The sequence below is a fragment of the Gordonia amicalis NBRC 100051 = JCM 11271 genome (assembly GCF_000332995.1).
Taxonomy (GTDB): Bacteria; Actinomycetota; Actinomycetes; order Mycobacteriales; family Mycobacteriaceae; genus Gordonia; species Gordonia amicalis.
Window position 1 is genome coordinate 12,115 of the sequence record NZ_BANS01000057.1, and the last position, 19,221, is coordinate 31,335.

Genomic DNA, 19,221 nt, shown 5'->3' on the forward strand with positions numbered 1-19,221 from the left:
TCACGCTGCGGCCTCCCGCCAGTCGCGGCGGCCGCGCCAGATCCGCTGCGTTCCATAGTGGCGGCTGGCCCGCACCGAGCAGGTGAAGCCGACCTGCTCGATCAGGCCCAGTACTTGCGCGGCGGAGAACACGGCGCCGACGTGATTCGAGTGGCACGGTTCCCTGCCGCCCATTTCGCGGTGAAAGTTGTCGGCGGTGAACGGCCGACCGGTCTTCGCGAGCCGTCCGAGGAACGAGAGGGCGGCGGCGAACCATTCGCCGCAGTCGTCCTCCTCGGCGTCGATCCCGAACAGCGCCAGTTGCCCGCTTCGGGCATGTCGGTCGTCGGCGCTAGGCTGGGTGTCGTCCTTGAAGAGGGATTCAGCGCCCCGGTGCCCGCCGGGGCGTTCTTCGTCAGTCATGGTCAGGAACCGACCTTCGCGGTGACCGTGTTGGCGTCGAGGTAGTGGTCGAGGTCGTCGATCCGGTACAGCACTCGCGATCCCGACTTGATCCAGTTCGGTCCCTTGCCGAGATAGCGCCATTGCCGAAGCGTGGCTTCGGTCGAATGAATATAGATGGCGGCTTCTTTCGCGTCGAGCGGCCTTGCACGTAAGGTCATTGCACATCTCCTCGTGTAATTGAGTGCCTCGCGACGGAACGCTAACCGGAGTCAATGCACATAGCAATAGGGTCATTGACATTTCTGCGTGTCAATCCATATCGTTGACGCATGACGACAGCCAGCGATGACAGCGAGCCTTTGGGCGCCCATATCGGTCGCAATGCGCAACGCTTGCGCGAGAAAACCGGGATATCCCGCGACGAACTCGCGCAGCTCGCGAAACAACTCACTGGTGCTGCCTGGACCGCTTCAAGAGTCGGGACGATCGAGACAGGCACGGGGACACCGGGGCTCCCGACGCTTCTCGCCTACTGCGCTGCACTGAACTTCGCTCGCATGGTCAACCACTTGGAGCCGATTGGCTTGCCCGACTTCTTCAAGCCCGGCGTCGACGTCGCAATTACCGACCGCTTCACGATGGAATCAACCGATTTGAAGTCGGCCTTCGGCGGCTCGCCAGTTCGTGCACAAGGGCAACCCGCAAGCATGGACGAGATCATCGCGAACATGTCGGCAGTAGCCGAGTCCTTTCACGAGGCAATCCCGGAGGGAACCCGATTGCCTGCGAAGTTCCAGACAGTGAAGGCACGCAACGGCCTGGCGTTCGCCGCACATTCCGCGAGCGGCAGCGAGAAGCGCGCAGCGAAGTCGCTCGGCTGGAACATCTACGAACTCTATGCGTGGTCGTGGCAGTTGTGGAAAACCACGTTCAGCCGTAAGCGGGACGAGCTGGCCGGGGCAGATGCGAGCCCACAGCGACGCGGCATTGTGTCCCGCGACCTCATGGCCGAATTGAAGGCCGGGATCGAGAAGGCGGAGAACTGACGGTGGCGACGATCGAGACATACGACACGAAAACCCGGGGCAAGCTCTACCGTGTCCGCTACCGCAAGCCTGACGGCAAGTCGACCGACAAGTCCGGATTCACGACCAAGCGGGACGCACAGGCGTTCGCCAACACGGTCGAGGTTGAGAAGCTTCGTGGCGAGTACATCGCGCCGAAGCTCGGGCTCGTGACAGTCGGCACGCTGGCACCGCCATGGATCGAGCGGAAGCGCGCCGATCTAAAGCCATCGTCGTTCGCGCCACTCGAAACGGCCTGGCGGGTCCACGTCAAACCGCGCTGGGGCGGGACCCGGCTCACCGATATTGACCTCGACTCGGTGGAAACGTGGCTTTCCACGATGACAGGCGCGGGCAAGTCTGCGACGGTGGTGATTCGCGCCTATGGCGTCCTGGCGGGGATTCTCGACTCGGCGGTGAAGGCGCGGCGGATCGTGAAGAATCCGGCGCGGGGTGTCGAGAATCTGCCTCGGAAGAAGCCGAAGGCGCGGGTCTATCTCACTCACGAGCAGGTCGACGAATTGGCGGAAGCTGCTGGCGACAAGAGGGTGCTCGTGCACCTTCTGGCCTACTGCGGCCTGCGGTGGGGCGAAGCGATCGGCTTGCGCGTCAAGCATCTTGATCTTCTTCGGCGGCGGCTGACCGTCGTCGAGAACGCGGTCCAGGTGAATATGCGCGTGGCGGTCGACACCCCGAAGGGCCACGATGCCCGCACGGTTCCGATCCCGAAGTTCCTCGTCGACGAGCTCGCCCGGCAGTGCGCGGGCAAGGACCGGGAAGACCTCGTGTTTCCAGGGCGGGACGGCACGCACCTTCTGCGCCCGGTCAGTTTCACCGGGTGGTTCATCAAGGCGGTGGAGAAGTCGGGTGTTCCTCGGGTAACTCCGCACGACCTGCGGCACACTGCCGCGTCGCTGGCGGTGTCGGCGGGCGTGAACGTGAAGGCGCTTCAACGGATGCTCGGTCACAAGTCGGCGGCGATGACGCTCGACACCTACGCCGATCTCTTCGACGACGACCTCAACGCGGTCGCGCCCGCGCTCGACAAGGCGCGCAAACTGGCGTTGAAGAAGGCGGCGAAGCGTGCGAGAACGCGGGATTCTGCGGCGGAGTGTGGGTTTTCTGTGGGTGCGGCACCGAGACTGAAGGTCGTCGGGTCGCAATAAATAGGCCCTGACCTGCGCAAACAGGTCAGGGCTCAACGCGGAAGCGGAGGGATTTGAACCCCCGGTGGTTTTACCCACGCTCGCTTTCAAGGCGAGTGCATTCGGCCGCTCTGCCACGCTTCCCTGAGAGGAAAGAGTACGTGAGGCTCTCCCGCGCAACATGACAGGCCCGACCCGATTCCCGCGGACGATCACGTCGCTGTGGAACCATCGACAGGGTGAAAGCCATCGTCGTCGAATCCGAGAACCTGTCCGTGCAGGACGTGCCCGATCCGTCACCGGCTGCCGGTGAGGTGGTGATCGACGTGGTGGCGGCCGGTGTCAACCGTGCCGACATCCTCCAGCGGGCCGGCAACTACCCGCCGCCGCCGGGTGCGTCGGAGACGCTCGGCCTCGAGGTGTCCGGCCGGATCTCCGCACTGGGTGACCAGGTGGCCGGCTGGGCGGTGGGCGACGAGGTGTGCGCACTCCTGGCCGGTGGCGGCTACGCGGAGAAGGTCGCGGTTCCCGCCGAGCAGGTCATGCAGGTTCCGCGGGGCGTCGACCTGGTGTCGGCGGCCGCGCTGCCCGAGGTCGCGTGCACCGTGTCGTCGAATGTCTTCGACACCGCGCACCTGAGCACGGGCGAACTGCTCCTCGTCCATGGCGGGTCGAGCGGCATCGGCACCCACGCGACGCAGGTCGCGCATGCGATGGGCGCCCGGGTCGCGGTCACCGCCCGCACCCAGGCCAAGCTGGACCGGTGCCGCGAATACGGCGCCGAGATCCTGATCGACTACACGCGTGACGATTTCGCGCAAATCCTGAAGGACAACGGCGGCGCCGACGTCATCCTCGACATCATCGGCGCCAAGTACCTGTCGTCGAACCTCAAGGCACTGAGCACCGACGGTCGTCTCGTGATCATCGGGATGCAGGGCGGCACGAAGGCCGAACTCCCCATCGGCCTGCTGCTCGCCAAACGCCTGTCGGTGATGGGCACCACGCTGCGCGCCCGCCCGGTTCACGGTCAGGGTGGCAAGGCCCACGTGGTGGCGGCGACGGTGGCCCGCACGTGGCCGTTGATCGAGGACGGGAAGGTCAAGCCGGTCGTCGACCGCACCTTCCCGCTCGCCGACGCGGCTGCCGCACACGACCACCTCAACAGCGGTGACGCCATCGGGAAGGTGCTGCTGACGGTCGGATAGGTCAGATCGCCCCCGGCGCGGACTCCTCGTCGGGGGCGTCGACCGCCGCCCTGATCTTGCGGAAGGCCGTCCCCAGCGCGGCGAACTCTTCGGGACTCATCGCGTCGACGACGAACTTCCGGATGACCCGGTCGCGGAGGTGGACGTGGGCGGCGAGCGTCTGGCGGCCCCGGTCGGTCAGCTGGACGAGTCGATGCCGGCCGTCGGTCTTGGATTCGAGACGTTCGACGTCGCCGACCTCGCTGAGCCGCGCGATCATGCGCGACACCGTGCTCACGCGCATGTGCACGGCGTCTGCGACCTCACTGACCCCCAGCTTCGGCGACAACTCGATCGCCTCCAGGATGCGGAGGTCCGACAGCGACAGCCCACGCTTCACGAACTCGTCGTTGACGCGCGCGAACAGCGCCCACCCCCCGTCGACGAGGTTGAGCCAGCTCTCGGCCTCGGCTGAGGTGAGTGACCGCGGAGGACCCGGGGCTCGATCTTCCTTCTTTCCCGACACAACAGGACAACCTACACTGGCATTAATTTGCTACGCGCAATAGTGAATACCGTGCGTAGCGGACTGTCCTCTGCTCAGGCGAGCGAACCAAGCGTCCGCACCAGGTGGTCGACCTCGTACGGCGTCGAATAAGGTGCGAGGCCCACCGTGACAGCACCCCCGAACTCCGGGGCACCCATCCGCACCAGCGCTCGGTTGGGGACGTCGGCGAGCGCGCACACGCCGTTGTCGGCGAGCCGGCGGACCACCTTGTCGGCACTGACGCCGTCGACCGTGAAGCTCACCAGCGGCACCCGGTTCTCCTCCGTGCCGACCACATTGACGTGGTTGAGCTGGGTCAACGTCGTGACCAGGTAATAGGTCAACCGTTGCAGGTACTCGTAGACGCCGTCGAGCGAGGTGACCAGGCGCCGGCGGCGTTTCCCGATACCGTCCTCGTCCAGCCCGGCGATGTGTTCGACCGAGGCCACCAGACCGGCCAGCATCGACCCCTGATGCGGTTCGGGTTCGAGCCGGGCCGGGCCCTTGGCACCGGGATCCATCGACATCAGTCGCAGGCGGTCGATGACGTGGGGTTCGCGGAACACCATCGCCGACATCCGCGGACCGCCCCAGCGCTCGGCGGACACCACGAGCACGTCGGCGCCCAGCTCATGGATGTCCAAGGACAGGTAGGGAGCGGCGTTGGTGGCGTCGACGACGAAGAGCGCGCCCGCACCGCGGACCAGCGGCGTGATCTCGCCGATGTCAGTGATCGCCCCGGTCGTCGACGAGGCCAGGGTCACCGCGACGACCTCGGTCTCGGGCGTGATGAGGTCGCCGAACTGCCACGCGGGCAGGGCGCCGGTCTCCACGTCCACCTCGGCCCACCGGATGCGGCCGGCATACCGTTCGGCGGCCCGTACCCACGGGACGATGTTCGGCTCGTCGTCCTGCCGGGTCACCACCACGTCGCCGCGCAGGAACGCGTGCGGTGAGAGGGCCTCGGCCAGGCAGGCCAGCAGGGAGTAGCGCGACGGTCCGATGACCACTCCCGCGGCGTCGCCACCGACGAGGTCGGCGATCGCACGGCGGGCGCTGTCGGTGACCTCCGCGGTGGCACGGGCCGACGGGTACACCCCGCCGGGAGCCGCGGCCAGATGCCGGAAGCTGGTGGTCACCGCGGTGGCGACCGAATCCGGGACCTGCATCCCCGCCTGGGGGTCGAGGTGAATCCAGCCGTCGCCCAGCGATGGAATCAATCCACGCACATAGGCGACGTCGAAAGGCATGGCACGAGGATAGACGCCCGTCGTCGGGCCGATCATCGCGTCCGTCAAGTGCAGGGACTCGAACGATCGGCGTGCCCGAGAGGTCCCGGTCGGGGCGAATGGGCACAATGGAGACCATGGCAACGGATGGCACCCCAGGACCCGGTTCGATGCCCGGCCGCCCCTTTGGCGCCGGCGGCTCCGACGACGTGATCGTCGTGGGCGCAGGCGTGGACGAGTCGAAACCCGACGACGAGACGTCGGAGTCGTCGAGCCTCGCCGACATGGTCGAGCAGCCCGCCAAGGTCATGCGCATCGGCACGATGATCAAGCAGCTGCTCGAGGAGGTGCGTGCCGCTCCGCTCGACGACGCGTCGCGGAACCGGCTGCGTGAGATCCACCAGTCGTCCATCCGCGAACTCGAGGACGGTCTCGCCCCCGAGCTGCGCGAAGAGCTCGAGCGGCTCGCGCTCCCGTTCTCCGACGAGGGGACGCCGTCGGACGCCGAGCTCCGGATCGCGCAGGCCCAGCTCGTCGGCTGGCTCGAAGGACTGTTCCACGGCATCCAGACGGCGCTGTTCGCCCAGCAGATGGCCGCGCGCGCCCAGCTCGAGCAGATGCGACAGGGCGCACTGCCACCGGGCATGCCCGCACCCGGCGGAGCGCACAGCAACAGCCCCGGACAATACCTCTGAGGCCAGTACCTCTGAACCGGTCGACTCCTATCGCGGGTACGCTGACTCCTCGTGTCAGCGGTAGTAGACGACGACGCGATACCCGCGCGTCCCGAGAGTTCTGAGTCACGCACGTTCGCGCGCGGCGTCAAGGACCTCCGTGACGGCCTCGCCAGCCGCGAACTGTGGCTTCACCTGGGGTGGCAGGACATCAAACAGCGGTACCGCCGCTCGGTGCTCGGACCACTCTGGATCGTCATCGCGACCGGCGTCACCGCGATCGCGATGGGACTGCTCTACGGCGAACTGTTCGGCATGGACATCAAGGTGTTCCTGCCGTACGTCGCGCTCGGGTTCATCTTCTGGAACTTCATCCAGAGCTCGATCCTCGACGGTGCGGAGGTCTTCTCGAAGAACGAGGGGCTGATCAAGCAGCTGCCGGCGCCGGTCAGCGTGCACGTCTACCGCGTCGTGTGGCGGGCGTTGATCATCTTCGCGCACAACGTGGTGATCATCGTCGTGATCTTCCTGATCTTCCCGCCGCCCCTCGACTGGACCGTGCTGCTGGTGATCCCCGCCATCGGCCTCTACGTGCTCAACGCGATCTGGGTGTCCATCGTCTTCGGCATCCTGTCGACGCGGTTCCGCGACATCGGCCAGCTCCTCACCACGGTGGTCCAGCTGGTGTTCTTCATGACGCCGATCATCTGGACCACGTCCAGCCTGGGGAGCGCGACGGGCGAGACGTCGTCGCGGTTGAAGCTCGTCGAGCTGAACCCGATGTTCCACTACCTGGAGATCGCGCGCGGACCGCTGCTCGGCGAGCCGGTGGAGTTCTACCACTGGGCCGTTGTGCTGGGCTGCACCGCGGTCGGCTGGATTCTGGGCATGCTGGTGATGCGCAACTACCGCGCCCGCGTGGCGTACTGGGTGTAGGGACGAGACTGATGGCCAGAAACAACAACCTCGGGGACAACCGGGTCCGCGTCGACACGTGGGACGCGTGCGTCGACTTCCCGATCTTCGACGCCAAGACGCGTTCGCTGAAGAAGTCGGTGCTCGGTGCGGCGGGCGGCGTGATCGGCTCCAACGCGTCGAACGTGGTGGTCGTCGAGGCGCTCAAGAACATCAATCTGCACCTCAAGCACGGCGACCGCATCGGGCTGGTCGGTCACAACGGTGCCGGCAAGTCGACGCTGCTGCGTCTGCTGTCGGGCATCTACGAACCCACCCGTGGGGCGTGCCGGGTGCATGGCCGCGTGGCTCCGGTCTTCGATCTCGGCGTCGGCATGGACCCGGAGATCTCCGGCTACGAGAACATCATCATCCGCGGCATGTTCCTCGGCATGACCCGCAAGGAGATGCTGAAGAAGATCGACGACATCGCAGAGTTCACCGAGCTCGGCGACTATCTGCAGATGCCGCTGCGGACCTACTCCACGGGTATGCGCGTACGCATCGCACTGGGTGTCGTGACGTCGATCGATCCGGAGATCCTCATCCTCGACGAGGGCATCGGCGCAGTCGACGCCGACTTCATGCGCAAGGCCCGCGGTCGTCTGCAGTCGCTCGTCGAACGCTCCGGAATCCTGGTCTTCGCCAGCCACTCCAACGAGTTCCTCGCGCAGCTCTGCGATCGGGCGCTGTGGATCGACAAGGGCGAGGTCCGCATGGAAGGCGGCATCGAAGAGGTCGTCGGCGCCTACGAGGGCCCGGGGGCCGCGGCTCACGTCCGCGAGGTGATCGCGCAGGTCAAGGCCGACGCCGAGGGCACGGCTCAGTGACCCAGGTCCGGCCGGAGACGGTGATCGCGGTGGTGGTGACCCACCGCCGCGTCGAACTGCTCGCCGAATCCCTGGCCGTGGTGTCCGGACAGGACCGGCCCGTCGATCACCTCATCGTCGTCGACAACGCCGACGAACCCGAGGTCGCCGAACTCGTTGCGGCTCAGCCGGTTCCCACCACCTATCTCGGTTCGCAGCGCAACCTCGGCGGCGCTGGCGGCTTCGCGCTGGGTATGCTCCACGCACTCGCTCTCGGCGCCGACTGGGTCTGGTGCGCCGACGACGACGGGCGGCCCGACGGGCCGGCGGTGCTCTCGACGCTGCTCGACTGCGCGAAGCGTCACGACCTCGACGAGGTGTCACCGGTCGTCGCCAACCTCGACGATCCCGACACCCTCGCCTTCCCGCTGCGCCGCGGACTCGTGTGGCGCCGCAAGCGTTCTGAGCTCTTTTCCGACGCCGGGAGCGGAGCGAGCGGGTCGAATGTTGCCGACGGTGAAGCGCAAGAGGACGATCTGTTGCCCGGCATCGCCTCGCTGTTCAATGGCGCTCTGTTCTCGGCGGAGTGCCTCGAGCAGGTCGGCGTCCCCGACCTCCGGCTCTTCTTCCGCGGCGACGAGGTCGAGGTGCACCGGCGCCTGGTGCGTTCCGGTGTGAAGTTCGGGACCTGCCTGCGCGCCGGCTACCTGCATCCGGACGGGTCCGCCGAGTTCCGGCCGATCCTGGGCGGCCGCATGCACACCCAGTACCCGGACAACGACGTCAAGCGTTACTTCACCTACCGCAACCGCGGCTACCTGATGAGCCAGCCCGGCATGCGCAGGCTGCTCCCCCAGGAATACGCCCGCTTCGGCTGGTTCTTCCTTGTGCAGCAACGTGATCCGAAGGGGTTCGCCGAGTGGGTGCGACTCCGGGGGCTGGGCCGGCGGGAGCGATTCACGCGCCCCTGAGGCGCCCCCAGAATTGTTGAGGCAGTTGGTCCCGTATACCGAGACCAACTGCCGCAACTCTTCTAACGCCCGGCACGCGGGGTCATGCCGAGCGCGACCACGCCGCCGACCACCCCGATCGCGGCCAGCGCCCACCACGCCGACACGAAGGCGTCGCGCACGTCGTCGTAGATCACCGCGGTACCGACGATCGCGACGAACAGGCTGACTCCCAACGACATTCCGACCTGGCGGCTCATGTTGACGACCGCACTACCGGTGGCCGCCTGATGTGCAGGCAGATCGGCGGTCGCGGAAGACAGGATCGACGGCAGCGCGAATCCCACGCCGACGCCGCCGATGAGCCAGCCCGGTAGCATCTCGGTCGCGAAATCCGGGGTGGCGTCGACCGACAGCGCGACCATCGCGATCCCGACGGCGAACAGGACGCACCCGGCGGCCACGATGACACCCACCGGGACCCGTGAGCTGAGGCGGTCGGCGACGGCGGCGAAGATCGGGACCATCAGCGGTCCGGTGGACACGGCCAGCCCGGTGGCGATCGCCGAGAATCCCCAGACCTGTTGCAACCACAGGATGTTGGCGAGCAGAGCGCCGGCGAACGGGATCGAGAAGAGCAGCATGGCGATGTTGGCGGAGGAGAACGTGCGAATCCGGAGCAGTGCCGGGTCGATGACCGGTTCGGCGTGGCGTCGTGAACTCAACACGAACCCGACGAAGGCCACCAGCGCCACGATCCACGCGCCGATGATCCGGGGGTCTGACCATCCCCAGTCACTGCCCTGAACCAGGCCCAGGGTCAACGCCCCCACCGAGACCACCAGCAACGCAGCTCCCAGCGCGTCGGGAAACTCTGTCACAGCGTCGTTTCGGGAGCGCACGAGGATGATCGCACCCGCGACCAGTGCCGCGATGCCCACCGGGATGTTCACCAGGAACACCCACCGCCACGACGCCTCGACCAGGACACCACCGACCGCCGGGCCGAACGCGGCGGCGAGCGCGCCGGTCGCCGCCCAGATCTTCACCCCACGGGCACGACGCTCCGGCGGCAGCGTCGACACCACCAGCCCGAGACTGGCCGGCGTCAGGATCGCCGCACCGACGGCCTGCAGCGCACGGAACGCGACCAGCCACCAAACTCCCTGAGCCGCAGCGCACGCCGCACTCGCGACCGTGAAGAGTGCGAGACCGAACAGAAAGCCGCCCTTACGCCCGTAACGGTCGACGATCCGCCCCGCCGGAACCAGCAGCGCCGCGTAGAGAATCGCGTAGGTGTTGAGGATCCAGGACATCTGGGAAAGGGTCGAGCCGTCGAAGTCCGAACTGATGTCGTCGAAGGCGACGTTGACGATGAACACGTCCAGGCTGGCCATGAACGCGGCGCCGGACAAGATGAGCAGTGTGAGCCCGGGCCGGGCGAGAGGCGATGACGCAGCGGGAGAGCCGATTTGGGCCGGCGTGGCGGTCATCGGGCGGACCACCCGACGACGCGGCGACTCTGGCGGGCGGAGGCGAGGAGCCGGCCGCCGCGGTCACGGAGGGTGGTGTCGTCGACGGACCAGCCGCCCGAGGTCGAGATGTTGCGGGTGTGCACCAGGACCGGTGCGGGTTCGGGGTCGTCGAGCGGCGCGGTGATGTGCATCGAGAAGGCGACGGTCGGGATGGCGAGCGGCGCGGTCAACGTGGGGAACACCGCGGGCGGCAGACAATCGGCGAGCAGACCGAGGTACGCGGCGTCGAGCGCCATGGGAGTACGTGTGACGATCCATGCGCGCATCCACGCCTCGTCCGCGCCCGTGAGCGGCAGCGGACCGTCGACCGGACGAAGGTCGAGGTGGCGGCCCATGGGGACGACCTCCGGCGGGATGCTGAACTGCGCGAGCCCCTCCGGACCCGGCACGAGCTCCGCGACGTCGACGATGTCGCCGTCATCGGGCTCACCAACCCGTCCCGCCGTCACCGATGCGACCCCGATCTCGGCGGCTCCCTGGGTCACGGCGACATCGACGATCCGCGTGTGACGTCCGACCTCGCGCACCGATGACGTCAGGAGAATCTCACCGCCGGCCGGTTTGCCGACGAACCGCAGGTCCACCGCCCGGACCGACGCCCCCGGGACCGCGTCGGCCGCGACGCGCACCGCCAGCGCGACGATCGCACCGCCGAACGGGCCCGACCATCCCCACCAGCTCCGGTCGATCGTCGCCGCCCACTTCCCGCGGCCGACTCGCAGTGCCCCGAATTCTTCTGCCAATCCATCGACAGCATTGCGCTGCCTGCTGAGTTGTTTCATGCAACTCATGCAAGCAGGTTGAGTTGCTTCACGCAACCCACTATCGTCGGAGTCATGCGTCGCGCGTCTTTCACCGACATGAACTGCTCGGTCGCCCAGAGCCTGGAGATCGTCGGCGAATGGTGGACGCTGCTGATCGTTCGAGACGCACTCTTCGGCGTGACGCGATTCGACGAGTTCTCCACGCGGCTCGGAATCGCACGCAACGTCCTGACCCAGCGATTGGACACCCTCGTCGACCACGGGGTGATGACCAAAGAGCCCTACCAGGACAATCCGGTCCGCTACGACTACCGGCTCACCTACAAGGGGCGCGACCTCTGGACGGTGATCACCGCACTGCGGCAGTGGGGCGACAAGTGGGCCACCGACGGCGGCCCACCCGTGGAGTCCACCCACAGCTGCGGCAGCACGATGACCGTCGAGCCGCATTGCTCGGCCTGCGGGGAGCGGGTCGAACTGGCCGACCTCCGCGTCCACCCCGGTCCGGGTGCACGGGAGAACAATCCGCTCAACGGACTCCGGGAGCGCGGCGTCCAACCCTCCTGAACTGCGCGGGAGTGCAAACCTTCGCCACCGAATTAGAACGTGTTCTACTGTGGGGAGAGTTCCGTCTGCACGTCCCGAGGAGCAAGATGCGGTTCACCTTCGCCGAGGCCATGACCGATCCGTCGTACTACGCGCCGCTAGCGCAGGCCGCGGAGAAAGCGGGCTACGCCGGCTTCACCATTCCCGACTCCCTCGCCTACCCCGAGGAATCGGACGCCAAGTATCCATACACACCCGACGGCAACCGCGAGTTCCTCGACGGCAAGGCGTTCATCGAGACCTTCATCCAGGCCGCAGCACTGGGCGCGGTCACCTCGACCATCCGGTTCACCCCGTTCGTGCTCAAACTCCCCGTCCGGCCGCCGGCCCTGGTCGCCAAGCAGGCGAGTTCGGTCGCGTACCTCACCGGCAATCGCCTCGCGCTCGGCGTCGGCACGAGTCCGTGGCCCGAGGACTACGACTTCATGGGCGTCGACTTCCGTCGCCGCGGCAAGCGCATGGACGAATGCATGGACATCATCCGCGGACTCACCACGGGCGAGTACTTCGAGTTCCACGGCGAGTTCTACGACATCCCGAAGATCAAGATGACGCCCGCCCCCACCGAGCCGATCCCGCTGCTGGTGGGCGGTCACGCCGATGCCGCGCTCCGTCGCGCAGTGATCCGCGGCGACGGCTGGATGCACGGCGGCGGCCCGCCGGAGGAACTCGATGCCCTCCTGGATCGCATCAACGAGATCCGCAAGGCCGAGGGCAAGACCAACGATCCGTTCGAGATCCACGTGATCTCGATGGACGCATACACCGTTGATGGCTGTAAACGGCTGGAGGACAAGGGGATCACCGATGTGATCGTCGGTTTCCGCCTGCCCTATGTGATGGGTGAGGACACCGAGCCGCTGCAGACCAAGATCGATCACCTGAACTGGTACGCGGACAACGTGATCGAGAAGGTCAACGGCTGATTCGATTGGTCGTCAACCGTATTCGCCGCTAACCCTGAGTTCGTCAACCCGGACCGGCGCGGTTGCACGGGTCCTCCCGCTGAGGCACACTGCAGAACACGGACAATGCAGACCCCAGGTGTGACCGAGCGAGTGAACACTCACGATCACCGGGTGGGAGGACAGCGATGACCGATTCACCCGGTGGGTCGGCCTCGTGGTCGACGCAGGGGGCCGGTCGGGTGAATCGTCCATCTCGCCTGAGCAGGCGTACCTTCTTCAAGGCCGCGGGGGTCACCGGTACCGCGCTCCTCGGCGCGTCGGCACTGGCCGCATGCGGCGGGGCGTCGGTCTCGCCCAACACGCTGCGGGTGGCCATCGCCGGCGAACCCGACCAGCTCGATCCGCAGAAATCCAGCTCGTACTTCACCTTCGAGGTACTCGAGAACGTCTTCGACACCCTCGTCGAGCCCGACGAGAACCTGCAGATGCAACCGGCTCTCGCGCAGAGTTGGGAGGTCAGCCCCGACGCCCGACAGTGGACGTTCCTGTTGCGACCGGGGGTCACGTTCCACAACGGCGATCCCCTGACCGCCGCCGACGTCGAGTTCTCGTTCCGTCGCATCCTCGACGAAGAACTGTCCAACGCCTGGAAACTCGAGGCCGTCGAGTCGATCACCGCCCTCGACGACCGGCGCGTACGATTCACGGTCCGCGAACCCACCCCGAACCTGCTGACCAACATCGGCGGCTTCAAAGGACTGGCGATCGTCAACCGGCGCAACGTCCAATCCGGCGAGATCGCGACGAAACCCGTGGGCACCGGCCCGTTCTCGTTCGTCTCCCGCTCCCCCGGCGCGTCGATCGTACTGAAGTCGAATCCCGATTATTGGGGCGGTCCGCCCGCGATCGACGGCGTGAACTACAGCTTCATCTCCCAGGGGACGACCGCGGTGTCGGCACTCCGCTCCGGCGAGATCGACTGGACGGACGCGATTCCCGCACAACAGCTGAGTATCTTGTCGCGGGACGACACGCTCGAGGTCGGCACCGTGGTGGCGAACGACTACTGGTACATCACGATGAACTTCGACGCCAAGCCCTTCGCGGACACCCGCGTCCGCCAGGCCGTCGCCTACGCCATCGACCGCCGGTCGATCGCGCAGGTCGTCGGGTACGGCACCGCGACGCCCAACGAACTCGCGATCCCGTCGACCAGTCCGTGGTTCGCGGCCTACGACCGCTACACCGCGGGCCTCGACCGTGCTCAGACCGTCGACAAGGCGAAAGGCCTGTTGCGCCAGGCGGGTATCCGGTCGATGGACATGCGGCTCATGGTCACCACCGAGTACCCCGAGACCGTGACCGCCGCGCAGGTCATCGCGTCGAACCTCGAGGACATCGGCGTCACCGTCAAGATCGAGCAACTCGACTTCGGTGCCTGGCTCGACCGCCAGGCCGCCGGCGACTTCGACGCCCTGCTGCTCGGCTGGCTCGGCAACATCGATCCCGACGACTTCTACTACGCACAGCATCATTCGCAGGGCACGTCGAACGCGCAGAAGTATTCGAACCCTCAGGTGGACGCACTGCTCGACCGGGGACGTACCGAGCTCGACGTCCCAGCCCGCAAGGCTGTCTACGCGGACGCCGCCCGCCGGATAGCCGATGACGTGAGTTACCTGTACCTGTACAACCCCTCTGCCACGCAGGCGTTTTCGAGGAACCTCCAGGGGTACACGGTCCGGTCCGACAAAGCCGTCCGGTTCCGGTCCGCCCGGCTGGAGAGGAGCTGACGTGACCGCGATCCGTTCCCCGCTGCTGCGCTTCATCCTCATCCGGCTCGCGTACACGGTCGCCGTGCTGCTCGGGGTGATCGTCGCGGTGTTCTTCCTGATCCAGATCGTGCCCGGCGACCCGGTCCGCATCGCGCTCGGCACTCGCTACACACCGGAATCGTATGCGGCGCTGCGCAGTGTGTCCGGCCTGGACCAGCCGCTGCCCAACCAGCTCGTCGCCTACGTCGGCAATGCCTTCACCGGGGATCTCGGTGTCAGCTTCCGCAACAGCGAACCCGTCACGACGATGCTGTTCGACCGGTTACCGGCGACCATCACCCTCGCACTCGCCGCCATCGTCGTGGCGCTGCTCATCGCGATCCCACTGGGTTCGTGGGCGGCTCTCCGCGAAGGCCGCTTGGCCGACAACGTCATTCGTGTCATCAGCCAGTTCGGCATCTCGGTCCCCGACTTCTGGATGGGCATCCTGCTGATCGGTCTCTTCTCGACCGCACTGGGCTGGCTGCCGTCGGCGGGCTACCAGCCGTTCGCCGACGGTCCGCTCGGATGGTTCGAGCATCTCGTTCTGCCCGCCGTCACGGTCGGGGTCGTCACCGGCGCGATCATGACGCGCTACGTCCGGTCCTCGGTGCTCGAGGTCGTGAACACGCCGTTCGTCACCACCGCGGAATCAAAGGGGTTGAGCAGGAAGAAGATCATGCTGGACCACGTGGGACGCAACGCCCTGGTGCCCGTCCTCACCATCTCCGGCATCCAGTTGGCGGGACTCCTCGGTGGTGTCATCGTCGTCGAGGTGGTCTTCGCCTGGCCTGGTCTGGGACTGCTGGTCTACGACTCGGTCGCGGCTCGCGACTATCCCGTGCTGCAGGGCGCGATCCTGCTGATCGCGGTGATCTTCCTGTTCGTGAATCTCGTCGTGGACATCCTCTACGCCGTCATCGATCCGAGGATCCGGTTGTCATGACCCTCACCGCACCCGAACCTCTCGACCCCGCCGCCGGCACCGTCGACCCGGCGGAGCCGGACACCGCAACGGATTCGGCCTGGCGGTTGCTGCTCCGCAACCGAGCGTCCGTCGCCGGGCTGGTCATCATCGCGATCGTCGTCATCGCTGCCGTCTTCGGCCCGCTGATCGCGCCCTACGGCGCCAACGAGATCGACGTGCCCAACGCCCTGCAGGCACCGACCTGGTCGCACCTGTTCGGGACCGATGACCTCGGTCGTGACGTCTTCTCCCGGGTAGTGCTCGCGGCGTCGGTGAGCTTGCGGGTGGCCGTGATCGCGGTCGCCATCTCCCTCACCGTAGGCGTGATCCTCGGAATGGTCGCGGGTTTCGCGGGCGGTGTGCTCGACACCGCTCTCATGCGCATCGTCGACGTCGTCTTCTCTTTCCCGGTACTCCTCCTGGCGCTCGCGATCGTCGCGGTCCTGGGGCCCGGCGTCACATCGGCGATGATCGCGATCGGCATCGTCTACATCCCGATCTTCGCCCGCGTCGCACGTGCGGACACGTTGCGGGTGCGGCAGACCCAGTACGTACAGTCGGCGCGGACGATGGGGGTCCGCACGTCCCGCATCCTGTTCAGCCATGTGCTGCCGAACATCTCCGGTCCGGTGATCGTCCAGACGTCCATCTCCCTGGCGTTCGCCATCCTGTCGGAGGCGGCGCTGTCCTTCCTGGGACTCGGTGTGCAACCGCCCGACCCGTCGTGGGGCCGGATGCTCTTCGATGCGCAGGGGTTCATCACGACCGCGTGGTGGATGGGCGTGTTCCCCGGACTCGCGATCCTGTTCACCGTGTTCGCGTTCAACCTGGTCGGCGACGGGGTGCGCGATGTGCTCGATCCGCGACAGCGCACGCTGCTGCGCAACCGGGGGTACGACCGCAGGTCTGTCGCTGTCGCGACGGCGACACCGAGGCCCGCACGCGCCGTCTCCGACGATTCGGTGCTGGACGTGGAGAACCTCGTCGTCGGGGTCGGACCGCGAGAGATCGTGCACGGCATCGGTTTCACGGTCGCGCGCGGCGAGACGCTCGGCATCGTCGGCGAGAGCGGTTCGGGCAAGTCGTTGAGTGTGCTGTCGGCAACGGGCCTGTTCGACGCTCCCAGTGCCTACGTGCGCGGGTCGTCGCTTCTCGGCCGTACCGAGATCGTCGGCGCCACCCCGTCGACGCTTCGCGCCCTCCACGGAACGCGCGTCGGTTTCGTCTTCCAGGACCCGTCGTCGAGTCTCAATCCGCTGCTCACCATCGAGCAGCAACTCGCCGAGGGACCACGCCGGCACCTCGGGCTCAACCGCGCCGAGGCGCGCGAGCGTGCGCTGCAGCTGTTGCGCGATGTGAACCTCCCCGACCCCGAAAGCCGTTTGGGCGCATATCCGCACCAACTGTCGGGTGGCCAGCGCCAGCGGGTGATGATCGCGATCGCACTCGCCTGCGACCCCGAACTGCTCATCGCCGACGAGGCCACCACCGCCCTCGACGTGACCACGCAGGCGCAGATCATCGATCTCGTCGCCGACCTGCAACGCAAACGGGGCATGGCCGTCGTGTGGATCAGCCACGACCTCGGCGTGATCGGCCGCATCGCCGACCGGGTCATGGTCATGCGAGAAGGCCGGATCGTCGAAAGCCGCGATGTGGCAGCGCTCTTCGACGACCCGCAGGACCCCTACAGCAAGAAGCTCCTCGATTCGCGACCGTTGTTGAGCAAGGTCGAGGAACGCGACACCGGTCCGGCTCTGACGAAACAGACCGACGAGAAACCTGTGCTGCAGGCTCACGGACTCGGCGTCGAGTACGTGGTGCGCGGCCCGACCGGCCGCAGCGTGGTGCATGCGATCGACGGCGTGGACCTACAGGTCGCCCGGGGTCGGACTCTCGGCATCGTCGGCGAATCGGGTTCGGGGAAGTCCACGGTCGCCGGGGTCGTCACCGGCCTGATCGAGTCCGGTCAGGGAACGACGGTCACCGGGAGCGTGACGGTGTCGGTCGACGGCCGCGAGGTCGAGGCGGTGGGTGTCCGCGGCACCGACGAAGCGCTTCTCCGACGCCGGGTCGCGATGGTCTTCCAGGACCCGACCGCTTCCCTGGACCCGCGGATGACAGTGGCCTCGTCGATCACCGAACCTCTCCGCGCGCACGGATTGGTCTCCGGACGGGACGAGATGCGCGGCCGTGCAGAGCAGTTGCTGGCCGACGTCAGCCTCGACTCGTCGTTCCTCGGTCGCTACCCGCACGAGATGTCCGGCGGACAGCGCCAACGCGTCTGCATCGCGCGAGCCCTGGCCTCCGAGCCGGAGATCCTCATCCTCGACGAGTCGACCGCGTCGCTCGACGTCTCCGTGCAGGCCGGTGTCCTCGACCTTCTCTCCGGGCTGCAACAGGAGAAGGGCCTCACGTTCCTCTTCATCGCACACGACCTCGCGGTCGTCGAGCAGATCAGCGACACCGTTGCGGTGATGCAGAACGGCAGGGTCGTCGAGACCGGCCCGGCGTCGCGCATCCTGCACGATCCCGAAACCGATTACACGCGAAGTCTTCTCGCCGCGATCCCGCCCGAGGTCCCGCAGCGGGCGTGACGTGCGGCGTTCGCTCGCCGGAACGACGTCGCGTGCGACATCGATCCGTGTGTACGACTTCGGCCGAGGTCGTGCGGCCGGAGCGAGGTCGCGTGCGACTTCGATCCGGACTCGCTGACCGGTGCGACACATCTACGCCCGCCCTCGGCCGGCAGCCGCATCAGCGGATCTCTAGGATGCCCGTCCGCTGGACCACGAAGACAACCTCAAGGGCCCTAGTTAGCTCCGCCGCAGAAAATCTCGTCCCCGTGAGCACCATCCGAGGGCATATTGCCCTCGGAAGCCCCTGAGGTGGACGAGATTTTCGATCGCCCGTCTCCTCGACGCCGTCCAGAATCACGTCGCGTGCGACATCAATCAGTCTGTCCGACGTCGGCCGAGGTCGTGCGGCCGGAGCGAGCTCGCATGCGACATCAATCCGGACTCGCCACCCGTCCTGCGAGGGCCGGCAGCATCAGCGGATCTTGAAGATGACCACCCGTTGGACCACGAAGTTGATGACCGTCGCCGTGCCCTGCGCGATGACGAAGGCGATCGCCGAGTAGAGGGCGGTCTCCTCCCACAACGACGACAACCAGCTGTAGAGACCGACGTTGACCACGAAGGTGACCAGGTAGAGGATCACGACCGCGACGAAGCGGGCGGCGCTCGGCTCCGCGCGGAAGGTCCAGCGCCGGTTGATCAGGTAAGCGACGGTGGTTCCGAGGATGAAGCCGCCTGCCTTGGCGACGGCCTCGGGAGTACCGACGACGTACTGCAGGAACAGTGTGAGCGCGAAATCCAGAACCGCCGAACCCGCGCCGGTGACCACGAAGCGGATCAGCTGCGTCTTCAGGTCGACATCGGTCGACGCCTCTTCGTCGTCGAGGGGCAGCTCGATCGGCATCGGAGCATGACGCGTCTTGAAGTCCTCGTGGTGATCGTGAGGGACGTCACCTGCGGGTTCGTCGTTGCCGGGGTCGGGTCGAGACACGCTGACACCCTAGCGGACGAGGTGAGGGGTGGCGTTTCGATACGGCTCGTCGCAAGCTCCTCACCTACTCAACGAGCAGGGGTACGGCTCGTCGCAAGCTCCTCACCTACTCAT

19 protein-coding genes and 1 tRNA gene are annotated in these 19,221 nt (G+C 66.7%); 12 read left to right on the plus strand and 8 right to left on the minus strand.

Features of this window, described 5'->3' with window-relative positions; translation table 11 throughout:
* Positions 1-402 carry a hypothetical protein gene (locus GOAMI_RS23250; protein ID WP_006438622.1) on the minus strand — a complete coding sequence of 134 codons (402 nt, stop codon included), beginning with the start codon at positions 400-402 and terminating at the stop codon, positions 1-3.
* A 2-nt stretch (positions 403-404) separates the two neighbouring features.
* Positions 405-602 (minus strand): hypothetical protein, encoded by a 198-nt coding sequence (locus GOAMI_RS20965; RefSeq protein WP_006438623.1) that lies wholly within the window; start codon positions 600-602, stop codon positions 405-407.
* Positions 603-713: 111 nt separating this feature from the next.
* On the opposite strand from GOAMI_RS20965, the gene GOAMI_RS20970 reads away from it, so the two are divergent.
* Positions 714-1,430, plus strand: a complete 717-nt coding sequence (locus GOAMI_RS20970; RefSeq protein ID WP_006438624.1) for a helix-turn-helix domain-containing protein — start codon at positions 714-716, stop codon at positions 1,428-1,430.
* Positions 1,431-1,432: 2 nt separating this feature from the next.
* Entirely contained in the window at positions 1,433-2,614 is a 1,182-nt protein-coding gene (locus GOAMI_RS20975) for a tyrosine-type recombinase/integrase (RefSeq protein WP_006438625.1), read from the plus strand.
* A gap of 38 nt (positions 2,615-2,652) precedes the next feature.
* Here GOAMI_RS20975 and GOAMI_RS20980 read toward each other — a convergent pair.
* A tRNA-Ser gene (locus tag GOAMI_RS20980) sits at positions 2,653-2,737 on the minus strand.
* A gap of 95 nt (positions 2,738-2,832) precedes the next feature.
* On the opposite strand from GOAMI_RS20980, the gene GOAMI_RS20985 reads away from it, so the two are divergent.
* Positions 2,833-3,801 carry an NAD(P)H-quinone oxidoreductase gene (locus tag GOAMI_RS20985; protein ID WP_006438626.1) on the plus strand — a complete coding sequence of 323 codons (969 nt, stop codon included), beginning with the start codon at positions 2,833-2,835 and terminating at the stop codon, positions 3,799-3,801.
* 1 nt (position 3,802) lies between these two features.
* On the opposite strand, the gene GOAMI_RS20990 is transcribed toward GOAMI_RS20985, so the two are convergent.
* Together GOAMI_RS20990 and GOAMI_RS20995 are read right to left on the minus strand one after the other, a co-directional pair.
* The gene (locus tag GOAMI_RS20990; protein ID WP_006438627.1) at positions 3,803-4,306 is read right to left on the minus strand and encodes a MarR family winged helix-turn-helix transcriptional regulator; all 504 of its coding nucleotides are present in this window, start codon (positions 4,304-4,306) and stop codon (positions 3,803-3,805) included.
* A 74-nt stretch (positions 4,307-4,380) separates the two neighbouring features.
* Positions 4,381-5,577, minus strand: a complete 1,197-nt coding sequence (locus GOAMI_RS20995; RefSeq protein ID WP_006438628.1) for a cysteine desulfurase-like protein — start codon at positions 5,575-5,577, stop codon at positions 4,381-4,383.
* A 116-nt stretch (positions 5,578-5,693) separates the two neighbouring features.
* Between GOAMI_RS20995 and GOAMI_RS21000 the strand changes: the two genes are divergently transcribed.
* The 4 genes from GOAMI_RS21000 to glfT1 are packed head-to-tail and all read left to right on the plus strand — an operon-like array spanning position 5,694 to position 8,964.
* Positions 5,694-6,251 carry a bacterial proteasome activator family protein gene (locus GOAMI_RS21000; protein ID WP_024498773.1) on the plus strand — a complete coding sequence of 186 codons (558 nt, stop codon included), beginning with the start codon at positions 5,694-5,696 and terminating at the stop codon, positions 6,249-6,251.
* Between the two features lie 51 nt (positions 6,252-6,302).
* Positions 6,303-7,166, plus strand: coding sequence for a galactan export ABC transporter permease subunit Wzm/RfbD (wzm, locus tag GOAMI_RS21005; protein WP_006438630.1), 864 nt, complete (start codon positions 6,303-6,305; stop codon positions 7,164-7,166).
* Between the two features lie 11 nt (positions 7,167-7,177).
* Positions 7,178-8,014 (plus strand): galactan export ABC transporter ATP-binding subunit Wzt/RfbE, encoded by an 837-nt coding sequence (gene wzt / locus GOAMI_RS21010; RefSeq protein ID WP_006438631.1) that lies wholly within the window; start codon positions 7,178-7,180, stop codon positions 8,012-8,014.
* Positions 8,011-8,964, plus strand: coding sequence for a galactofuranosyltransferase GlfT1 (gene glfT1, locus GOAMI_RS21015; RefSeq protein ID WP_006438632.1), 954 nt, complete (start codon positions 8,011-8,013; stop codon positions 8,962-8,964). The genes wzt and glfT1 overlap by 4 nt, the downstream gene beginning before the upstream one ends.
* A 62-nt stretch (positions 8,965-9,026) precedes the next feature.
* Here glfT1 and GOAMI_RS21020 read toward each other — a convergent pair whose 3' ends face one another.
* Together GOAMI_RS21020 and GOAMI_RS21025 are read right to left on the minus strand one after the other, a co-directional pair.
* Positions 9,027-10,436 carry a DHA2 family efflux MFS transporter permease subunit gene (locus GOAMI_RS21020; protein ID WP_006438633.1) on the minus strand — a complete coding sequence of 470 codons (1,410 nt, stop codon included), beginning with the start codon at positions 10,434-10,436 and terminating at the stop codon, positions 9,027-9,029.
* Positions 10,433-11,260, minus strand: a complete 828-nt coding sequence (locus GOAMI_RS21025) for an acyl-CoA thioesterase (RefSeq protein ID WP_006438634.1) — start codon at positions 11,258-11,260, stop codon at positions 10,433-10,435. The genes GOAMI_RS21020 and GOAMI_RS21025 overlap by 4 nt, the downstream gene beginning before the upstream one ends.
* Positions 11,261-11,314: 54 nt before the next feature.
* On the opposite strand from GOAMI_RS21025, the gene GOAMI_RS21030 reads away from it, so the two are divergent.
* The 5 genes from GOAMI_RS21030 to GOAMI_RS21050 all read left to right on the plus strand — a co-directional run bounded on the left by GOAMI_RS21030 (position 11,315) and on the right by GOAMI_RS21050 (position 18,134).
* Positions 11,315-11,809 carry a winged helix-turn-helix transcriptional regulator gene (locus GOAMI_RS21030; RefSeq protein WP_006438635.1) on the plus strand — a complete coding sequence of 165 codons (495 nt, stop codon included), beginning with the start codon at positions 11,315-11,317 and terminating at the stop codon, positions 11,807-11,809.
* A gap of 86 nt (positions 11,810-11,895) precedes the next feature.
* Complete coding sequence (locus GOAMI_RS21035) at positions 11,896-12,774, plus strand: TIGR03619 family F420-dependent LLM class oxidoreductase (protein WP_006438636.1); 879 nt, start codon at positions 11,896-11,898, stop codon at positions 12,772-12,774.
* A 167-nt stretch (positions 12,775-12,941) separates the two neighbouring features.
* On the plus strand, positions 12,942-14,549 hold the full coding sequence (locus tag GOAMI_RS21040) for an ABC transporter substrate-binding protein (protein WP_006438637.1): 1,608 nt from the start codon (positions 12,942-12,944) through the stop codon (positions 14,547-14,549).
* Between the two features lies 1 nt (position 14,550).
* Positions 14,551-15,516 (plus strand): ABC transporter permease, encoded by a 966-nt coding sequence (locus GOAMI_RS21045; protein WP_006438638.1) that lies wholly within the window; start codon positions 14,551-14,553, stop codon positions 15,514-15,516.
* On the plus strand, positions 15,513-18,134 hold the full coding sequence (locus GOAMI_RS21050; protein WP_006438639.1) for an ABC transporter ATP-binding protein/permease: 2,622 nt from the start codon (positions 15,513-15,515) through the stop codon (positions 18,132-18,134). Before GOAMI_RS21045 ends, GOAMI_RS21050 begins: the two co-directional genes overlap by 4 nt.
* Positions 18,135-18,588: 454 nt before the next feature.
* Here GOAMI_RS21050 and GOAMI_RS21055 read toward each other — a convergent pair whose 3' ends face one another.
* A complete protein-coding gene (locus GOAMI_RS21055; protein ID WP_006438641.1) occupies positions 18,589-19,107 on the minus strand; it encodes a GtrA family protein in 519 nt (172 codons plus the stop codon).
* Between the last annotated feature and the right edge of the window lie 114 nt (positions 19,108-19,221).

What these genes read in the sequence shown, in the direction of transcription:
- GOAMI_RS21000 (WP_024498773.1), top strand. Translation starts at nt 5,694, where the DNA reads ATGGCAACGGATGGCACCCCAGGACCCGGTTCGATGCCCGGCCGCCCC.
- GOAMI_RS21025 (WP_006438634.1), bottom strand. Translation starts at nt 11,260, where the DNA reads ATGAAACAACTCAGCAGGCAGCGCAATGCTGTCGATGGATTGGCAGAA.
- GOAMI_RS21035 (WP_006438636.1), top strand. Translation starts at nt 11,896, where the DNA reads ATGCGGTTCACCTTCGCCGAGGCCATGACCGATCCGTCGTACTACGCG.
- GOAMI_RS21030 (WP_006438635.1), top strand. Translation starts at nt 11,315, where the DNA reads ATGCGTCGCGCGTCTTTCACCGACATGAACTGCTCGGTCGCCCAGAGC.
- GOAMI_RS21050 (WP_006438639.1), top strand. Translation starts at nt 15,513, where the DNA reads ATGACCCTCACCGCACCCGAACCTCTCGACCCCGCCGCCGGCACCGTC.
- wzt (WP_006438631.1), top strand. Translation starts at nt 7,178, where the DNA reads ATGGCCAGAAACAACAACCTCGGGGACAACCGGGTCCGCGTCGACACG.
- GOAMI_RS20965 (WP_006438623.1), bottom strand. Translation starts at nt 602, where the DNA reads ATGACCTTACGTGCAAGGCCGCTCGACGCGAAAGAAGCCGCCATCTAT.
- GOAMI_RS21020 (WP_006438633.1), bottom strand. Translation starts at nt 10,436, where the DNA reads ATGACCGCCACGCCGGCCCAAATCGGCTCTCCCGCTGCGTCATCGCCT.
- GOAMI_RS23250 (WP_006438622.1), bottom strand. Translation starts at nt 402, where the DNA reads ATGACTGACGAAGAACGCCCCGGCGGGCACCGGGGCGCTGAATCCCTC.
- GOAMI_RS21040 (WP_006438637.1), top strand. Translation starts at nt 12,942, where the DNA reads ATGACCGATTCACCCGGTGGGTCGGCCTCGTGGTCGACGCAGGGGGCC.
- GOAMI_RS20970 (WP_006438624.1), top strand. Translation starts at nt 714, where the DNA reads ATGACGACAGCCAGCGATGACAGCGAGCCTTTGGGCGCCCATATCGGT.
- GOAMI_RS20995 (WP_006438628.1), bottom strand. Translation starts at nt 5,577, where the DNA reads ATGCCTTTCGACGTCGCCTATGTGCGTGGATTGATTCCATCGCTGGGC.